The 17,269-nt window shown below is 32.4% G+C and carries 21 protein-coding genes; 14 read left to right on the top strand and 7 right to left on the bottom strand.

Translation table 11 applies throughout. The features are described 5' to 3' along the window. Positions 1-102: 102 nt before the first annotated feature. Positions 103-228 (bottom strand): hypothetical protein, encoded by a 126-nt coding sequence (locus ACP5GV_RS04000; protein ID WP_428102378.1) that lies wholly within the window; start codon positions 226-228, stop codon positions 103-105. 101 nt (positions 229-329) lie between these two features. On the opposite strand from ACP5GV_RS04000, the gene ACP5GV_RS03995 reads away from it, so the two are divergent. The 3 genes from ACP5GV_RS03995 to ACP5GV_RS03985 all read left to right on the top strand — a co-directional run bounded on the left by ACP5GV_RS03995 (position 330) and on the right by ACP5GV_RS03985 (position 3,233). Next, entirely contained in the window at positions 330-1,022 is a 693-nt protein-coding gene (locus ACP5GV_RS03995) for a hypothetical protein (RefSeq protein ID WP_292319667.1), read from the top strand. 71 nt (positions 1,023-1,093) lie between these two features. Next, positions 1,094-2,026 carry a (Fe-S)-binding protein gene (locus tag ACP5GV_RS03990; protein WP_428102376.1) on the top strand — a complete coding sequence of 311 codons (933 nt, stop codon included), beginning with the start codon at positions 1,094-1,096 and terminating at the stop codon, positions 2,024-2,026. Position 2,027: 1 nt separating this feature from the next. After that, positions 2,028-3,233 carry an LUD domain-containing protein gene (locus ACP5GV_RS03985; protein ID WP_428102386.1) on the top strand — a complete coding sequence of 402 codons (1,206 nt, stop codon included), beginning with the start codon at positions 2,028-2,030 and terminating at the stop codon, positions 3,231-3,233. 9 nt (positions 3,234-3,242) lie between these two features. On the opposite strand, the gene proC is transcribed toward ACP5GV_RS03985, so the two are convergent. Then, positions 3,243-4,067 carry a pyrroline-5-carboxylate reductase gene (proC, locus tag ACP5GV_RS03980; RefSeq protein WP_292319664.1) on the bottom strand — a complete coding sequence of 275 codons (825 nt, stop codon included), beginning with the start codon at positions 4,065-4,067 and terminating at the stop codon, positions 3,243-3,245. 29 nt (positions 4,068-4,096) lie between these two features. Continuing rightward, positions 4,097-4,882 (bottom strand): ATP/GTP-binding protein, encoded by a 786-nt coding sequence (locus ACP5GV_RS03975; RefSeq protein ID WP_428068815.1) that lies wholly within the window; start codon positions 4,880-4,882, stop codon positions 4,097-4,099. A gap of 299 nt (positions 4,883-5,181) precedes the next feature. Between ACP5GV_RS03975 and ACP5GV_RS03970 the strand changes: the two genes are divergently transcribed. Genes ACP5GV_RS03970 through ACP5GV_RS03960 form a run of 3 tightly spaced genes read left to right on the top strand, consistent with a single transcriptional unit; the run spans position 5,182 to position 6,871 of the window. Beyond that, positions 5,182-5,859 carry a hypothetical protein gene (locus ACP5GV_RS03970; RefSeq protein WP_428102374.1) on the top strand — a complete coding sequence of 226 codons (678 nt, stop codon included), beginning with the start codon at positions 5,182-5,184 and terminating at the stop codon, positions 5,857-5,859. Then, a complete protein-coding gene (gene endA, locus ACP5GV_RS03965) occupies positions 5,859-6,404 on the top strand; it encodes a tRNA-intron lyase (RefSeq protein ID WP_428068818.1) in 546 nt (181 codons plus the stop codon). The genes ACP5GV_RS03970 and endA overlap by 1 nt, the downstream gene beginning before the upstream one ends. Before the next feature lie 53 nt (positions 6,405-6,457). Beyond that, the gene (locus tag ACP5GV_RS03960) at positions 6,458-6,871 is read left to right on the top strand and encodes a hypothetical protein (RefSeq protein WP_292319660.1); all 414 of its coding nucleotides are present in this window, start codon (positions 6,458-6,460) and stop codon (positions 6,869-6,871) included. Here ACP5GV_RS03960 and ACP5GV_RS03955 read toward each other — a convergent pair. Continuing rightward, positions 6,843-7,457, bottom strand: a complete 615-nt coding sequence (locus ACP5GV_RS03955) for a UbiX family flavin prenyltransferase (protein WP_428102372.1) — start codon at positions 7,455-7,457, stop codon at positions 6,843-6,845. The genes ACP5GV_RS03960 and ACP5GV_RS03955 overlap by 29 nt on opposite strands. A 48-nt stretch (positions 7,458-7,505) precedes the next feature. Here ACP5GV_RS03955 and ACP5GV_RS03950 point away from each other — a divergent pair, with 48 nt between their 5' ends. Both ACP5GV_RS03950 and ACP5GV_RS03945 read left to right on the top strand, forming a co-directional pair. Next, positions 7,506-8,342: a class I fructose-bisphosphate aldolase family protein gene (locus ACP5GV_RS03950; RefSeq protein WP_428102370.1), complete on the top strand. Its 837-nt coding sequence runs from the start codon at positions 7,506-7,508 to the stop codon at positions 8,340-8,342. A gap of 65 nt (positions 8,343-8,407) precedes the next feature. Further along, a complete protein-coding gene (locus ACP5GV_RS03945) occupies positions 8,408-9,367 on the top strand; it encodes a carbohydrate kinase family protein (RefSeq protein ID WP_292319657.1) in 960 nt (319 codons plus the stop codon). Here the strand turns inward: ACP5GV_RS03945 and ACP5GV_RS03940 are convergent. After that, complete coding sequence (locus ACP5GV_RS03940; protein WP_292319656.1) at positions 9,346-9,885, bottom strand: Zn-ribbon domain-containing OB-fold protein; 540 nt, start codon at positions 9,883-9,885, stop codon at positions 9,346-9,348. The genes ACP5GV_RS03945 and ACP5GV_RS03940 overlap by 22 nt on opposite strands. 11 nt (positions 9,886-9,896) lie before the next feature. Beyond that, complete coding sequence (locus ACP5GV_RS03935) at positions 9,897-11,087, bottom strand: thiolase domain-containing protein (protein ID WP_428068823.1); 1,191 nt, start codon at positions 11,085-11,087, stop codon at positions 9,897-9,899. A 301-nt stretch (positions 11,088-11,388) separates the two neighbouring features. Between ACP5GV_RS03935 and ACP5GV_RS03930 the strand changes: the two genes are divergently transcribed. Beyond that, entirely contained in the window at positions 11,389-11,730 is a 342-nt protein-coding gene (locus ACP5GV_RS03930; RefSeq protein ID WP_428068825.1) for an SCP2 sterol-binding domain-containing protein, read from the top strand. On the opposite strand, the gene ACP5GV_RS03925 is transcribed toward ACP5GV_RS03930, so the two are convergent. Beyond that, a complete protein-coding gene (locus ACP5GV_RS03925; RefSeq protein ID WP_428102368.1) occupies positions 11,716-12,828 on the bottom strand; it encodes an amidohydrolase family protein in 1,113 nt (370 codons plus the stop codon). The genes ACP5GV_RS03930 and ACP5GV_RS03925 overlap by 15 nt on opposite strands. Before the next feature lie 106 nt (positions 12,829-12,934). Between ACP5GV_RS03925 and ACP5GV_RS03920 the strand changes: the two genes are divergently transcribed. The 5 genes from ACP5GV_RS03920 to ACP5GV_RS03900 all read left to right on the top strand — a co-directional run bounded on the left by ACP5GV_RS03920 (position 12,935) and on the right by ACP5GV_RS03900 (position 17,247). Further along, positions 12,935-13,690, top strand: coding sequence for a DUF2208 domain-containing protein (locus tag ACP5GV_RS03920; protein ID WP_428102366.1), 756 nt, complete (start codon positions 12,935-12,937; stop codon positions 13,688-13,690). A gap of 68 nt (positions 13,691-13,758) precedes the next feature. Next, on the top strand, positions 13,759-14,031 hold the full coding sequence (locus ACP5GV_RS03915) for a U6 snRNA-associated Sm-like protein LSm6 (RefSeq protein ID WP_292319651.1): 273 nt from the start codon (positions 13,759-13,761) through the stop codon (positions 14,029-14,031). A 105-nt stretch (positions 14,032-14,136) separates the two neighbouring features. Then, entirely contained in the window at positions 14,137-15,288 is a 1,152-nt protein-coding gene (locus ACP5GV_RS03910; protein WP_428068829.1) for an inositol-3-phosphate synthase, read from the top strand. 92 nt (positions 15,289-15,380) lie between these two features. After that, positions 15,381-16,211 (top strand): sulfite exporter TauE/SafE family protein, encoded by an 831-nt coding sequence (locus ACP5GV_RS03905; RefSeq protein ID WP_428068831.1) that lies wholly within the window; start codon positions 15,381-15,383, stop codon positions 16,209-16,211. Between the two features lie 82 nt (positions 16,212-16,293). Then, positions 16,294-17,247: an alcohol dehydrogenase catalytic domain-containing protein gene (locus ACP5GV_RS03900; protein ID WP_428102363.1), complete on the top strand. Its 954-nt coding sequence runs from the start codon at positions 16,294-16,296 to the stop codon at positions 17,245-17,247. The last annotated feature ends 22 nt before the right edge of the window (positions 17,248-17,269 follow it).

Below are 17,269 nucleotides of genomic sequence, written 5' to 3'. Positions count from 1 at the left end.
AGGGGTAACGGGTTATCCCGTGACCCTGGTGAAGCCCAAGGGCTGAGAATTAGATACAAATTCATGAAAATTCAATGAAGCCCAAACCCCTTATCTTATTGATTACTTAATTGTTTCTATTTTAATAATAACCGCAGCATATATTTTGCTAGGATAGTTAATTCCTTGATTTATGTCATTAAATATTGAGATTGATTGCAAAATATATTTCGATGGTATACTATTCATAAATAAAAGTAGCAATAAAATATTACATTCTATCCTAATTTTTGAACAAAGAGTATGTTAGATTATTAACTTTGTTTTTCAATTATTAAATGGTGAAGCGCTTGGAAATAAATTCAAAGAAAAACGTCGTTATAAAAATAGAAATTCCTGAAGAAGATTACAAAATACTATCAAAAATAGCTAAGGCAAAGGGATATTCTTTACCAAATGATTACATAAGGGAACTAATTATTTCATCTGTTGAAAAAGGTAACGCAGAACAAGCCCAAATTAATAAGGAATTAATAGAAACCATATCAAAAAGGATAGAAAGGCTTATGCAGGATTTGTTAAACCCTTTTACTCAAAAAATAGATGATTTATCATCAAGGATAGCAGACCTAGTGGAAAGCATAGAAGAGACTAAAGTAGAAAAGCCACAGCAGTTACAACAAAAAGAGGAAGCTAAGTCTAAAAAGAAAACAGCTATAGACATATTAAAAGAGCAAGGAGTTATTTTCTCAGATGAAGTACAATGGCTAAGGAATCCTGACGCATATTTTAAAAAATTAGAAAGCAGTGGAGCTATAGTTCTTTATTTTGATGATGAAAGAATCGCTTTAGATAAAGATTATTGGGATAGGTTTAAGTCTAAATTAATGACTATTGCTATAAGAGATGCTAAAGAAGTTGAAGATCTTCTTGCATCGGATTTTGGTGAAAACGGAGGTAAACTATTCAACAAGTTAGTCAAAAAAGGAATGGTTTTTTACGATGAGGATATGAAGTCTTGGAGCTTAAGCAGTAGTTCATAAATACATCACATAGAAATCTATTAAGTTAAACTTAAAAATTTTATAGTTTTAAACATAAATGGGCATTAAAATTGAGAATAAGAGAACTCATAGATTTTATGGGAGATTTGACCATAAAAACAGGATATCCTGTCCCAGTTCCTGATGGATTTTCATATAAATGGGCATTAAAATATAATTTTAATAGAGAAGGTAAGGTAGTTCTTTATACAGGTGCTTTATATCAGCTTATACCTTACATAGAATCTCTATCATTATATTTAATGGCCATGGAAAAAAGCGATGAAGGTGGATATATAGCATTGAAATTTGCAAGAAGTATTCCAAGAGATATAATAAATAAACTGGCTCAACCGGATAAAAGGTTAATTTCTTGGTCATACAATGTACTAACTTCTATTGCTAACCTTTTGTTAAAAAGCAAAATAAATTTTTCATATCTTTATGAAAATGATATATATAGTGGTGTATTGCTTTATGACATGGGAGATGAAGAGAAATTTAAAATTCATATAAATAAAGTTTTTAAATTGTTAAAACAATCCAAAGCGGAAAAAATAATAACAGTAGATCCGCATACTACATATATATTGAAAAATGTTTATCCTAAATATATTGATGGATTTGATTTAGAGGTAAATAGTTATTTAGAATTAATAGAAATTAACGATGAAAGTAAATTGAACAAAGATCCTGTTGTGATACATGATTCTTGCATATATGCAAGGGGACTTTCTTTAATTGATGCTCCTAGAAAGCTTTTATCTAAGAAGGGATATGAAATTAAAGAGCCAAGAAGAAATAAGAGTATAACATATTGCTGTGGGGGTCCTATAGAAGCTATATTTCCTTCTTTAAGCAAAGCAATTGCAAAAAATAGAATGGAAGAATTAAGCATGGTTTCAAATAAAGTTATTACTATGTGCCCTATATGTTATATAAATTTAAGCAAAGTATCTAACAATTATAATACAGAAGTTCATGATATTTCAGAAATGCTATGAGGTGTTATCTTTGGATTATCTTGAAAATATAATAGTTGACATTTCTGAAACTTTAAAAAATAAGGATTTTAGAGAAGCATTAGAAAGTAGTGTACCTATGTCAGAAAAAAGGGTTTTAGATTTTTTAAATCTACATAAAGATATTCCAAAGCTTGCAAAAGAAGTTGAAGAAATTAAAAATAAGGTGTTATCAAATATAGATTATTATATAGAAATGACTATGGAATCATTAAAGTCTATAAATGGTAATCCTCATTATGCAGAAACTAAGGATGATGCCTTAGACATATTAGATAAAATTATAGGGGAAAGAAATAAGATAATCCTATCTAAGAGTATGGTCGCTGAAGAGGTAGGAATTAGAGAGCATTTGGAAGAAGTTGGAAAAGAAGTGTGGGAAACTGATTTAGGGCAATTACTAATTCAATTAGAGAAAGGTAAGCCAATGCACGCAATAGCGCCTGCAATTCATATGACAGTTAAAGATGTAATCAATTTAGTTAAAAATAAACTTAATATCGAATTAAAGGGTAATGAAACTCCTCAACAAATAGTTGCCAAAATTAGACCATTTCTAAGAGAAAAATTTGTAAATGCAGATGTAGGAATAAGCGGTGCAAATGCTATATCAGCTGATTCAGGGTCTATTTTTTTGATAGAAAACGAGGGCAATATAAGGCTTGTGACCACTTTGCCTCCATTGCATATAGCTATTGCTGGGATTGAAAAAATTGTTCCAACATTAATAGATGCATTTAAGGTTGTGTTAGTCCAGTCTTCATATGCAGGACTTTACCCGCCAACATATGTCAGCATGGTATCCGGTCCTAGTTCGACAGGTGATATAGGCCATAGAAGAGTTTATGGTGCTCATGGCCCTCCCGAGATGCATTTAATTCTTTTAAATAATGGAAGAAAAGAAGCTATAAAAAGCGATATATTAAGGGACCAACTTAGGTGTATTAGATGCGGTAATTGTCAAATATTTTGTCCAGTTTGGGATATCACAGCTAATAAATGGGGAGGTAAAGTTTATGGGGGACCTATGGGGGTAGGATGGACAGCAATAACTGAAGGTATAAAGAAAGGTGCGGAGCTCTCGGAGCTTTGCTTAGGCTGTATGAGATGCGATGTAGCTTGTCCTGTAGAGATACCGCTATCAAGTTTAATACATAGATTAAAGAATATCTATGTTAAATCCAAATAATTATTAGCTTTAAGAATTGAATAGGTAGTTTTCTATTTCATCTGCCTTTTTTTGTGCTTCCAATACTGCTTCCATTATTGATCTTTTGAGCCCATTTCCTTGCAATACCATAATACCTCTTATTGTGGTCCCAGCTGGAGTTATTACTAGATCCCTTATATAATGTGGAGACCAACCTTTTTCAAGCAGAGTTTTTGCTGTTCCTTGCATCGTATATAACACAGCTTTATAAGCCAAATCCCTAGGTAGGCCAGAAGCAATACCTCCTAAAGCTAATGCATCTATAATCTCTGCCAAAAATGCTGGAGCGCTTCCGCTTAACGCAGTCAAGGCATTCATGTATTTTTCGTCTACCCATTCATAATAACCTATTGAAGAAAATATTTCTTCTACTAGTTTTTTTGATGCAGCATCTATATTAGAATTTGTCGATAATACCGTAAAACTTGATGAAGTCTCAGAATTTATGTTAGGCATAGCTCTAACTATTTTTGCTCCAGTCAACTTTTTAGATAGCCATTTTATTGGAGCTGCAGCAACAACTGATATTATTAACTTCTCCTTTACAAATGGGGAAATCTCATCTGCTAAATTTATTAGCTGAGAAGGTTTTATAGCTAAAATAATTACATCAGAGTTTTTTACAGCATATATGTTGTCTCTTGTTGCATCAATTCCCATTTTTTTAATCTTGTTTAATGATTCATCGCTTCTCGCGGTTGCTATTATTTTCCAATCCTTTCCGGATCCTATTAAAGACCTTATAATAGATGACCCTATAACCCCTGCGCCTAAAATAGCTAGTGATCTATCAACCAAATTTGATTCCCACAATTTTTTAAAATTCAAAGCTTTTAAATTTTTCACAAATTATTTTCGTTATCATAAATTTTATAATCTTCACTTTCTGTTAATACTTCTTGAATTTTTCCATAAAGCAGCCTTAAACTTAGTTCGTTAAAAATAGATATTGGTAATATATGCCCGAAATATCCAGACGCATACAAAGCTTTTGCTAAACTTAATGATAAATCTAAAGTATAACCGTCTATATCTTTTGATTCCCTTAAAAGGGATTCTAAATAACCATCTTCATGTAATCTTGGTATTATTTCATCGATTAATTCTTTATCAAGCAGATCTGATTTACTAACAACATTTATCTGAGGTTTTCTGAATCTTGTATTTACTGAACTTGCAAGGGTTAATATGGAGACTATGTTAGCTGGGTTATCAAAAAATATGGAATCCATTAAAAAAATAACAACTGATTTCTCATTATAAATAATAGAGTTTAAAACTAGTGGACCACCAACTCTATACGCAAATAGCTCTAATTGTCCTGGAGTATCTATTATTGTAAAATCTGGATTTATTTTATCTATTTCCTCCCTTATTTTATCGGAATAATTTATTAGAGAATCTACGGCACTTATAAGAGAACCATTAGGTCCTAAACCCTTATCAAAAAAGTCTTCAATTTTTACGTAGTCTCTTACATCTACATCAGCATCATATGGCAACTTTTCTGCAGCTGGATCAAAATTTACTATGGCGACATTTGCTCCTGTGTTTTCCATAGTAGATTTTAGCTCCCCTGCTAGCGTGCTTTTTCCTGCACCGGCAGTGCCCAACAATATTATAAACATTGTTTCACCCAAAGGGGGACCTCCTGCGCACACATGACCCCGTGACGCGGGGCTAATTCACGCAGGCAATTGGTCCCCTGTGATAAGTTTTCATCAACTGTCTTATATTATTATTAATTTCTGCTATAGACTTAATTAATTTTATCTTAATGCATCATAGCAATTTCTTTATTAGTATATTGTCTATTGGAAAAATATTCTATATTGGTTAAAACAAAATAATATCCTAATTGAAATTAGGGATAGATTTTTATTTAATTCAAATTACGTATAGAGAAGGAGAGAAAAGGGTGCTAATCATGGCGATTGATAGTATATCTAAAATTACTTTAATTGAAGTATTACAAAACATGGCGCAAGACATTCAAAATATATCAGCAACATTGTTAACAAGAATGCATGAAAATACAAAAAGTGAATATATAGAAAAATTTTATAGACAAGACCTAATGTCTGCAAAAGATAGGATTTCTAGAAATAAAGATAGAATATTTGATTACCTAGCGAGCGGTAGATTAGAGTTAGTCTCTTATAAAGAATTTTATATAAATTCTTCTCTTCAAATGGAATGCGCAATTAGTAAATTAGAGGCAGGTATTTATAGATTTTTGCTTTCATACAGTATTGATAAAAGCGATGATAGTGAAGCATATAAAACAATAGAAGGATTAGTTGGAGAAATATATAGTTCCTCACAATCATTAGTTGATCTTTTAAGATCAATATCAACTGGAACTAAAGGTAACTCAGAGAAAAGAAAGATCATAGAAGAAAGGTTTAATAAAATAAGTGAATCAGAAGGAAGAGGCGATATTATCTATAGGGAGGGCTTAGCGAGGGTTTTAGTAAAATATTCAGACAAGCCTTCTAGGCTCATATCATTTAAAGAAACAATTGAATACCTAGAAGATTGTATAGATTGCCTATATAATGCATCAGTTTATATAAAACTTATAGGGTTTAGTGGGCTAGCATAATGCCAATTAAGGCTTATTTTATTAATAATGTTGTGCTGATAAACGATATTGAAGAGTCGAGAAAGGTTTATTTTTCAGGATATTTTGGGAAGCCTATAAATGCTGAAAAAGTCAAGGAAGAAACTGATATTAGTTCTCCTTTAATTTTAAATGCGTTTGAAGCTCTTTATTTGATGGAGAAGGGAATAATAGATTTATATTATGATGATAAAAAAGTGGAAAGCGTAGAGGAAGCTAAGAAAATTCTGAACATAATTGATAGAAGAGAAAGGCAATATATAATTTATAGAGATTTAAGAAATAAAAACTTAAAAGTAAGATCGGGGCTTAAATATGGTTCAGATTTTGTTGCATATAGATTAGGACCAGGATTGGAGCATGCACCATTTATAATACATTATCATGATATAGATGAAAAATTTGACCCAATAGAGTTAGTAAGAGCTGGAAGACTAAGTCACAGTGTTAAGAAGGACTTTATAATATCTTCTCTTAAAGATAGCAATAAAACATTATACATAATATTTAAATGGTTTAAACCGTAATATATAATAGGGTAAACCGGAAAGTCTAGTCATAAATATATGAGGTGTATGTATTGGTATCAAATATATCAGGCCCATCAAGGCAAGGGCATGACCAAAGAGATCAAAATAGAAACGATATTAATTCACAGCAAAACAGGGAAATTAAGCCTAGACCAATTGGGGATAAATGCAATCCTCTTTGCCCATTTTTCAAATGCGGTCAAAAAGCATTAAGGTTTTCAACAGATCATTATAGAGGTAGGCCTATAAAGGTAGCAATGTGTGCTTGGATAGGGGATAAATGCATAGGTGCATCTTGCAGATATGCATATTGTGAAAAGAAGGCGATGTTACCCGACGGTAGATGCGGATTTGCTGTTGAAAATCAGCCAAAGAAAATGAAGTCATTCGAAGAAGAGTTGAGCGAAGAAAATGATATAGATTTGCCTCAAGGGTTTAAGAGTCTTCCAAAGAAGAAGATTTAGGGTCCCATCTTCTATAAAAATTGTTTTGTATATTCAATACATCTAAAATTTTTCCTATCATAAAGTTTATCATGTCATCGATATTACTTTTATTAGAATAAAAACCCGGAGACAAAGGCATTATTATACCGCCGTATCTAGATATTTTTAATAAATTTGTTAGCTCTGCGGTTCCTAAAGGGGTTTCTCTGAAAGCAATTATTAGAGGTCTCTTTAACCTAAGATGAGCTAATGCTGCCCTTGATACCAAATTCATAGGGATACCGTTAGCAATTAATCCAACCGTTTTCATACTAGCTGGACATATTATCATGCATTTTGATATATTGCTTGAACTGGCAAGAGGTGAATTAAAGTTGTCTTCATCATAAATTTCACCAAATTTTCTCAAAATTTTTATGAAATCCTCTTCGCTAATACCTTCTTCTGCTTTCGCAACTTCTATTGAGCCTTTAGAATAAATTATCCCTTTTATATTAATATTCAGTTTATTAATAGCATCAAGTAACTTTATCCCATATATAATCCCGCTCGCGCCTGTTAACGCAACGCTAATATTATCACAGCCCATTAAGTACAACTCCATTTGTGTTTTTATTGTTCCTTTTAAATATATATTTAGGGGGATTAAAAAATGGATAAGTATGAGGGTATAAGTTATTCTAATGTAGGTGTAAAGGTTAGATTAAGCAGAATTTTAAAAAATAATAGAGTGGTTATATTTGCTTTTGATCATGGGTTGGAACATGGACCTAGCGATTTTCAAGAGGACAGATATTTAGCAAAAACAATTTTGGAAAAGGTTACAAGGGCTGGAGTAGATGCTATTATGCTCTTACCTGGTATGGCAAGGCTAACACATGATATATGGGCTAATAGGGTATCATTAATTGTGAAGCTAACAGGTAAAAGTGATATAAGGCCACCAGATAAGCATTATTTGCAATCAGTTTTAGGTACAGTTGAAGGAGCGATATCTTTAGGTGCAGATGCTGTTGCAGCAACAGTTTATTGGGGCAGCGATTATGAGAATGAAATGATATCTAGCTGGTATGAAATAAAAGAGAGCGCTAACTATTATGGAATGCCATTATTGCAGCTTGCATATCCAAGAGGTTCTACAATAAAGAATAGGTATGATCCCCAAATTGTTATGTATGGTGCAAGAGCTGCAGCAGAAACTGGTGCGGATCTTATAAAAACTTATTATACTGGAAATAAAGAGACTTTCTCAAAAGTCGTTGAAATGGCTCAAGGAATTCCAGTAGTGATGAGTGGAGGGGCTGTGAGAGAAAAGCCTATAGAATTTCTAGAGGATGTCTACAATGTTATATTAGCAGGAGGCAGCGGAGTAGCTGTAGGAAGAAATGTATTTAGAAGCAATAACATAGAGGGCATGGTAAAAGCAGTAATGAAAGTAGTTCATGATAATAAAACCCCAGAAGAAGCAGTTAAAGAATTAGAAAAATAATTTATTAATTATTTGAATAACGTGTTTTTAAATGTTTAATAATAGCTATTTAAAAGGGGAAAAATATGTCAAATTCAAAAACGATAGATGTAACATCGGTAGGCCATGCATTAATGGATTTAAGATTTATAGTAGAAAAATTTGCTAGTCCCGATGAAGAGGCAGATATATTAGAGCAGTCAACAGGACCGGGCGGTTCTGCTGTTAATGTAGCTTTAAATGTGAGAAAATTAGGTGGAAATTCTGCAATATTAACTAAAGTAGGTTTAGATACTTTTGGTAGATCAATAGTTGAAGATTTGATGAAATCTAAGGTAGATATCTCAGGACTTAAGATATGCTTTGGAGAAACAGGTTTTTCTATAGTCATGATAGATCAATCAGGGAACATTTCAATATATGGCTTTAAAGGGTGTGCTGAAAAACTAGAACCAAAAGAAATTGACAATGAGGTCATATCAAAGTCAAAAATTATACACATAGCAAGCTTAAGACCTGATACCTCTATTAAGGCAGCAATTGCCGCTAAGGAAAATGAATCATTAGTTTCATGGGATCCAGGAAGAAGACTTAGTATGAGGGGACTTAAGGATTTAAGAGGTTTGATAAAGCTAGTTGATATAATAATGTTGAATGAACAGGAATGCAAGAACTTAACAGGAATTGATAATCCTGAAAAATGCAGCCAAACTCTTAAAACTATCGGGCCTGAGAATGTTATAGTTAAAATGGGTCCTAAAGGAATATATGCAAATACAAATGACTTTGTAGGTTATATGCCTGCATTTAAAGTAAAAGAGATAAGAGATTCAACTGGTAGCGGTGATGCCTTTGCAGCAGCATATTTGTTAAGTTTAACTAAAGGCATGAAAACAGTCGAATCATTAGAATTTGCTCAGGCTGTGGCTGCTTTAAAGGTTACTAAGTTAGGTGCAAATGCAATACCTACTCAAGAGGAAGTCATGGATTTTATTAAAAAGCAAAAAGAGTTAAATGAAAAGGATCAAACAGGTACAAATTCATAAGTTAAATAACCTTCAGGCTCTCTTTTAACTATTTCAAGCTTTACTTTCATTCCTATCCTCAGTTTTTTGGGATCCGTTTCTCTAACCCATGCTAATACTTGAACTCCATTTGAAAGTTTAGCTATTCCTACAGTATAATCATTATAGTGTGAAAAGCTAAATGGTTTTGTAGTAATTATAGTATAGGTTGTTAATTCTCCGTCTTTTGGTAGTTCAATCCACTCAACATTACTATCTAATGAAGATGGGCAATCAACTTGTGGAGGAAATAGTATTTCCCCTGTTTTAACGCATTTTGTAGCAAGTAATTTTCCTTCGGATAGAGATTCAAAGAACTTTCTTGTTTTTTCAACACTTATCATGAACTTAAGTGTTAATTCTCTTTGATCATACCAAATCGCTACATTAGTCTTTGGATCAACTATCATAGGCAATCCTATACTTGATTTCATTGTATTTGCAAAAGATTCCATTTGCTTTAAGGCTTCAATAGCTTCTTCTCTTTGTGATTTAGGCATAATCTTTCACCTCAATCTTTAGGCTTATCTAAGCCCAATATGGTTACATACGCATAATGGCCTGTTCCACCAACATTATGAGCGATTGCTCTTCCATTCTTTATTGTTGCCTGTCTGCCTTTATCGGCTTTATTTAGCAATTGCTTAGATAGCTCTGCTACCATACTAACGCCAGTAGCTCCTATTGGATGCCCTTTTGCCTTTAAGCCGCCGCTAAGGTTAACAGGTATTAGACCTCCTATGTAAGTTTGCCCTTCCTTAACTAGTTTATATCCTTCTCCTCTTTTTACAAATCCTAGATCTTCATATGCCATTATTTCTGCAATTGTAAAACAGTCATGAACTTCTGCTACATCAAAGAATTTTGCTGTATTTTCGCTTTCTAAGCCAGCCTTTTTATAAGCCATTTTTGCAGCTATATTTGCAGCCTCTAATCCTGTGAAGTCATTTCTCTTCGATAAGTTTGCACTCCCTGATGCTGCTCCAACAGAATGTATCCAAACAGGGGAGTCAGTTAATTTCTTAGCAACCTCCTCACTTGCTAATATAACAGCAGCACTTCCATCTGTTATTGGCGAGGCATCAAAGAGTTTAAGGGGCCATGCAATGTATCTGCTGTTCATACAAGTCGGTAAGTCTATCTTTCTTTGGAATTGAGCCTTTGGATTAAAGCTTGCATAATAATGATTCTTTATGGCAACCTGGCATAAATCTTCTTCTGTAGCACCATATTTTGACATATAAGCTGTTGCATATAACGCATAATATCCAGGGAATGTAAGGCCAAAGTTTTCAAATTCCCAGAAATAATTCCCAGCTCTACCAATAAACTCAACTACTGTAGGAGTAAGACTTTCATTCATTTTCTCTACTCCTACTGCCATAGCTATATCTACTTGACCTGATGATACTGCATTGTAAGCGTTGTATACGGCAGAACTTCCGCTTGCACAAGCAGCCTCAACTCTATACAAAGGCTTCCCAGTAAGACCTGCGTATTCTGAAACAACTACAGCTGGTAAGGGCTCCCCGCTCCAACCTCCAACATTTGAAACAGAAACGTACTCAATATCTTTGGCTTCTAAATTAGCGCTTTCAAAAGCTTGTTTTATTGACTCCCAAGCAAGCTCCGCTATATTTACATCATTTCTAACACCAAATTTTGAATGGCCTATACCTACAACTGCTACCTTTCTTCCCACTTTATACACCTCTGTATAAAATAATTAAATGAGCGTTTATATTCTTCATGTTGCTATGTTTAATATTAATCTAAATGAGTTGTTTATAATCTTTTATATTAATTTTTATTTTAAATATTTTATTAACTATATGGCAATAAATGATGTCGATATAGTTATATAAAATGAAATCTTATTTTGCTAAACAAAAATAAACTCAATTAATAGGGATATATAAATATGCTAAATGATTTGTTATGAATTAATACATTAAGATAACATTAATTAATCTTATAAATAAAAATAAAAAATGGGTGAAAAAATGTCTCTAGATGAAATGAAGGATGCATTAGAAAGAATTTATGAGAAGGCCTCTGAGAAGGTACCAGAAATTAAATCTTGGAATAAGGTTTATCAGTTCATTATAGAAGGTGATGGAGAATTTTATGTAGAAATCTCAGGAGGGAAAATAAAAATTTCAAGCGGTAGGCATCAAAATCCAATAGCAACCCTTTCAGCAAAGCCAGAAGTCATGAAAAAAATAATAAGTGGAGAACTTGACTCTATGAAGGCTTTTATGACCAGGCAGTTGAAAATTACAGGAAACGTTTTAGATACAGTAAATTTAAAAAAATTAATTGATACAGGTCTAGGAAAAGAGTAAACCTAAATTTTTTATATTGCTTCTATCTACTCTAAATTTTATAAAACTAGGTTGAACTCTTTTTATTATTGAATTATAAATATTAATTGAATTCATTATACCAGAATTGTAGCCATCTATTAGTAAAAAATGTGCTGGTTTACCTTCTTCTATCAACCTTGGTTCAAGGCCAACAGATTTATAGCCATTAATATATAGTGATTTCATTAATTCCTTAGCTACTTCCTCTCCTCTGATTCTTTTTAGCCTTAAAATTAAAAGAAGCTGGTATGTTTCTCTAAAAACATCTGGCAGGAACCAAGAAGCATTATCGCTCCCTACTGCAAACTTCACATTATATTTTAAAGATAGTTCTATAGGGGGGAATTTCATCCCATGCCACATGTTGCTAGAAGGACAAAATATTAAGTAAATGTTTTTATATGATAATTTTTCGAAATCATCCTCATTTAAATAAAGGCCATGTATTAATGCATTGAAATCTGATTTAATTGCAATCTCAAAGTCATTGCTTTTTCTCGTTTCTTCATCTTCCGCTACATGAGTCATAGAAGGCTTGAATTTCTTTGATAGATCTATAACATAATCTTCTTTATAGTCAACAGGACTTGATATTCCAAGACCATCACAATTATTTGGAAATTCAGGGCCAGGTCTTCCTAATACGATTACATCCATATCCTTTACATATTTTAATGCCTCCTTTGATGCTTTGCATCCTATACCTCCTCCTTCTCTAAAGTCCACTAGTAATCCTATTCCCATATTATAGGCTGTATTATAAAATGAAGATATACCCTCTATTAGTTTTTCGTAACTTAAAGAATTCAAAAGCTTATGTTTTAAGCCATTAGGAAATGCTACCAATTCATGAAGCCCTTCTTTAACTCCATATTCTGGAAAGTTGTTATCTCCGCTGTGTACATGTGCATTAGCCGGTTGAGGAATCGCTATTAGGTTTCCGTTACCAACATAATTATTGCAATTATTGGATTTTCCTATGGATTCAATAATTCCATCTTCGTTTATATTGATACACACATTGTTTATTACATCTAGGTTTTCACCAACAATGGCTAATCCTGATTTAATTTGCATATTGATCCCTAATTTTATGCTCAATTATAATAATTTAAATCTGTTGATTTGAATTTAAAAAGTGAAAAAGATAAAATAAGTATAGAAGCAAGTTAGGGGGAAAAGAATGTCATTTTACGTTGAACAAAGGTGGAAATCAACACTGTTAAATCAAGCATATATAATAGTATATTCAATTTTAGCTGCAATAATAGGAGTTAATTATATGTTGTTTATATTAGTGATAGTGTTTGTTATAATAAGCATGTTTTTACAAAGTTATTTAAGTGGAAGCCCGATAGGGAAAAATACTAAAGCCAATGAGGTACTACAAGGTAAAAGACTTTATCATGAGCCTGAAACAAGAAGCATACAAGTTAAAGATAAGCAGGTTATGCTTGACTTTCAAGAACAATCACGTTTCACTATGTATACAACAATAGGCATGTTCATAGGATTAATATACTTCTTTGTGTTATTTAAATATGTGCCCGATTTATCAAGGTTTTTAGGAAACTATATAGCTGATTATAGGATAGATTTATTCCTAGGTTTCTTAATATACTTCGAAGGTTATTTCGCTATTAACATGCTTAATACCATGTGGGCTGTAAGCAGGATAAAGAAACTACCTATGGTTAATGTTCCATCACAATATACTGTTACAGATAAAGGCATTGTAATAAAAGGTATGTTAACAACAAAAGGGATAGCTTTTCCATTACCAAATGAAACTAATGTGAATCTTAATGAAGAAAGAAGGTTTGTAGAAATAGTAAAAGAAGGCAAAAGAACAATAACTAAGTTAAGGTTCTATTCTAAGAATCCAAAGAGATTATATGAAATAATAAAGAAGTATGGCAAAATGGAACAAACGAATTAATGGAATATATAAGCTTTAATATATTCTTCCCTACAAATAAAACATGAGAATGGTAAAAGGTGTATAAGATGCCAGGAGAAAATAAAGCAGTTAGTCCCATGAAGTATTTAAGAGATGCCATAGATACTCAGGTTTATGTTAGGCTAAAAGATGGAAGCGAGTTTGTAGGCACGCTAAAGATGACAGATTCTACTATGAATCTGATATTAGATGATTCTATAGAAGTTAAAGATGGAAAACAAGTAATTGCCAAAATAGGAAAAATACTCATAAGGGGAAGTATGGTTCAATACATAAGCTTCACTCCAGAGGTTGCCGCAGGAGAAGCATTAAGCAAATAAAAGAATTACCAATTGCTATGAATTAAATAATTCAAAACTATCTTTCAAAAACGGAAAGGTTTTATATCTGTTACTATATATTAATAAAAAGATAAGGTGTGAGAGTTGCCAATTAGAACTGTGCTATTAGGTGCTGGACCAGGCGCAGCATACTTTGCTGCTGGAATTGAAAGGTTAAAGATGGGTGAAATAGATAATTATGGTATCCCCTTTGGAAACTTATTTAAGTCTTATAGGCCTGAAGATATACAAATAGTTGGCGTTTTTGAGGTAGATAATAAAAAAATTGGACTTGATATGCATTCTGTAACAAGCAAATTATTAAACGAAAACAATGTTCCTAATTCATTAAAAGACATTGAGATTCTAAGGGGGTTACATTGCAAGAGCCTAGCAGGTTTGCCTATAGATGCTACTGGACTTGATGACATAATAGGGGATCCTAATATTGCTATAAAAGAGTTTATTTCTTTGCTTGATAAGCTTAAACCAGATGTAATCGTTAATATAATTACTACAGAAAAACAAGTCCAAGTAAATAATGAATCTGAATTTATAAGACTAGCGAGTAGTTGTAATGGAGGAGCTTCATTGACTTATGCATATGCAGCAGCTGAATATAGCAGGCTATATAACAAGGTTTCATTCATTAATTTAACACCTCCTTTATTAGCTAATTCGCCTGGTATAGTATCTTATTATGAAAAAGTTGGAGGCCTAATATTTGGAGACGATGCCGCAACAGGCGCAACACCTCTTACCGCAGATTTATTGGAGCATATGGCTGAAAGGAATAGAAAGGTTTCGTCTGTTGTTCAATTTAATATAGGGGGTAATATGGATTTCTTAAGCTTAACAGAACCTGAAAGGAATAAATCTAAAGAAAATACGAAAGGGAGCATAGTGAATGATATACTTGGTTACGATGCTCCTCATTACATTAAGCCAACAGGTTTCTTAGAGCCCTTAGGGGATAAGAAGTTTATAGCAATGCACATAGAATATAAAAGCTTTGGAGGATATACAGACGAAATAGTCGTTACTGGAAGAATAAATGATAAAGCAAATCTCGGAGGAGTTATGGCATCAGTTATTCCAATAACTAAAGCTTTGATAGATAGAGGTTATAAAGGAACAAGCCCATCAGTAAACAGATTCTTTATGAAAAAGCCGGGTCCTCTTGGGACGAGGAATGTATCAAGAATAATTGCATATAATGAATTAATAAAAGAATTAAAATCTTGGGACATAATTTAATATTAAGCAGAAAACTTAATATAAATTTTAAATACATAAAACTTTATATTACTCTAGAATCTATTAATTTTAATTTGTAAAAGTGATGAAAAATGATAACATTAGATCAATATATGTTATCTATAGTTTCTGGTGTTATTGTTGGTTTTTCTCTTGGCTTAATTGGCGGTGGAGGTTCGATACTTGCTGTTCCTCTTTTGCTTTACTTTGTGGGATTAAGCAATATGCCTAATGCAGCACATATAGCGTTGGGAACAACCGCTTTAGCTGTTGGTTTAAATGCTTTTGCAAATTCTTATATGCATTTGAGAAAAAGGAATGTAGCTGTAAAAATAGGTGGAGTTTTTGCGGGAGTGGGGGTTATTGGATCCTTAATAGGAACTTATTTAGGTCATATAACCCCAGGTAGCAGCCTTTTGCTTTATTTTGCAATAGCTATGATAATATTAGGATTTTATGTGGGATTTGGAAGAAATGCAGTAAAAGCAGGGACTCATGAAGAAATACCAAGAATTAATGAATCTGTTAGCAAATGTAAAAAACTAACATCAAGATCATTAATATTAGTTGGTTTATTTGGTTTTGTTGTAGGTCTTGTTAGCGGATATTTTGGTATAGGAGGAGGATTTCTAATAGTCCCAGCGCTTATGTTTTCAGCTTCTTTATGCATATCAAGGGCAATAGGAACTTCATTAATAAGTGTTGGAACCTTTGGATTAGCAAGTGGTTTATTATATTTACATTATGGTGATACAATAGTTTCAATATCTTTGTTATATTTGATAGGAGGCTTACTAGGAGGTTACATTGGAACTTCTTTAGCAGTAAAAGCTCCCAAAAATACTTTGCAAAAAGCCTATGGTGTAATTATAGTTGTTGTAGGAATATATATGATTTTCAAGGTTTTGCATTTAGGTTTATAAATTATTGTGAAAAATTATAATGATTTTTCTTAGCTTTAATTTTTATAATCTTTAATTATTAATTATTACTTATGTGATAGATATGAAAAGCAGGGCTGCAATATTAAAAGAGTTTCAAAAACCCTTTTCTATAGAAGAGATCAATATTGAACCAAAAGAGAATGAGGTTATTGTAAATATAAAAGCTGTTGGGATATGTGGGAGAGACCTAGTTATATGGAAAGGAGGCTTTAAGAATTTAAAGCCACCGTTGATATTAGGTCATGAGATATTTGGAGAATATAAGGGTAAAAGTGTTGCAGTTTTTCCAGCAAAAGTAGGAAAGAGTTGTTTAGAATTAATGGAAGGGAAAGAGAATCTTTGCAACGATTATTCTATAATAGGTGAAAAAGATTTTGGTGGGTATAGCGAATTAATAGCTGTACCATATTGGAATTTAATAGAATTACCTAATAATGATTACGAAAAATATGCTGCGGCTTCTTGTGGAGTTGCAACAATAATTCATGCGAATAATTTAGCTCACTTAGATAAGGGATCTAAGGTATTAGTCACAGGGGCTAACGGGGGTGTAGGTATACATGCTATTCAATATCTATCTGATTTTTATGAGGTTTATGCCTATGTTAGAAACGAAGAAAAGGCAAAAATATTAAAGGATCTAAATGTTATACCTGTTACATCCTTTGATTTTTATAAGAGAAGTGGAAAAGTAGATGCAGTGTTTGAAATTGTTGGTAGTTTAACTATAAATGAAAGCATGCTTTCTCTGAAAAAACAAGGTAAACTTATTTTAATAGGTAACATATCTGGTGAAACTATAAACTTAATGAGACCAGCATTTATTGTAATGAATGAAATTAGTATTATTGGCTCAGCTGCTTATACAAAGAAGGAATATCAAGAAGCTATAGATGTTATAGGTAGAGGAAAAATAAAGCCATTTTATAAAACATATAGTTTAAATGAAATAAATAATGCATATAATGATATGATAACTGGAAAATTGATTGGAAGGGCTGTATTAAAAATTTAAATCTAACTCTTAAAATATTATA

Source organism: Caldisphaera sp. (assembly GCF_049974385.1).
Lineage (GTDB): Archaea > Thermoproteota > Thermoprotei_A > Sulfolobales > Acidilobaceae > Caldisphaera.
Note: the sequence above shows the minus strand (reverse complement) of the source record. Positions and strands in the feature narration are given on the sequence as shown.

Bases quoted from the DNA above. Each gene is read 5' to 3' on its own strand.
- ACP5GV_RS04000 (WP_428102378.1), bottom strand. From the start codon at position 228: ATGAATAGTATACCATCGAAATATATTTTGCAATCAATCTCAATATTT.
- ACP5GV_RS03975 (WP_428068815.1), bottom strand. From the start codon at position 4,882: ATGTTTATAATATTGTTGGGCACTGCCGGTGCAGGAAAAAGCACGCTA.
- ACP5GV_RS03970 (WP_428102374.1), top strand. From the start codon at position 5,182: ATGGCGATTGATAGTATATCTAAAATTACTTTAATTGAAGTATTACAA.
- endA (WP_428068818.1), top strand. From the start codon at position 5,859: ATGCCAATTAAGGCTTATTTTATTAATAATGTTGTGCTGATAAACGAT.
- ACP5GV_RS03955 (WP_428102372.1), bottom strand. From the start codon at position 7,457: ATGGAGTTGTACTTAATGGGCTGTGATAATATTAGCGTTGCGTTAACA.
- ACP5GV_RS03950 (WP_428102370.1), top strand. From the start codon at position 7,506: ATGGATAAGTATGAGGGTATAAGTTATTCTAATGTAGGTGTAAAGGTT.
- ACP5GV_RS03945 (WP_292319657.1), top strand. From the start codon at position 8,408: ATGTCAAATTCAAAAACGATAGATGTAACATCGGTAGGCCATGCATTA.
- ACP5GV_RS03940 (WP_292319656.1), bottom strand. From the start codon at position 9,885: ATGCCTAAATCACAAAGAGAAGAAGCTATTGAAGCCTTAAAGCAAATG.
- ACP5GV_RS03930 (WP_428068825.1), top strand. From the start codon at position 11,389: ATGTCTCTAGATGAAATGAAGGATGCATTAGAAAGAATTTATGAGAAG.
- ACP5GV_RS03925 (WP_428102368.1), bottom strand. From the start codon at position 12,828: ATGCAAATTAAATCAGGATTAGCCATTGTTGGTGAAAACCTAGATGTA.
- ACP5GV_RS03920 (WP_428102366.1), top strand. From the start codon at position 12,935: ATGTCATTTTACGTTGAACAAAGGTGGAAATCAACACTGTTAAATCAA.
- ACP5GV_RS03915 (WP_292319651.1), top strand. From the start codon at position 13,759: ATGCCAGGAGAAAATAAAGCAGTTAGTCCCATGAAGTATTTAAGAGAT.
- ACP5GV_RS03905 (WP_428068831.1), top strand. From the start codon at position 15,381: ATGATAACATTAGATCAATATATGTTATCTATAGTTTCTGGTGTTATT.
- ACP5GV_RS03900 (WP_428102363.1), top strand. From the start codon at position 16,294: ATGAAAAGCAGGGCTGCAATATTAAAAGAGTTTCAAAAACCCTTTTCT.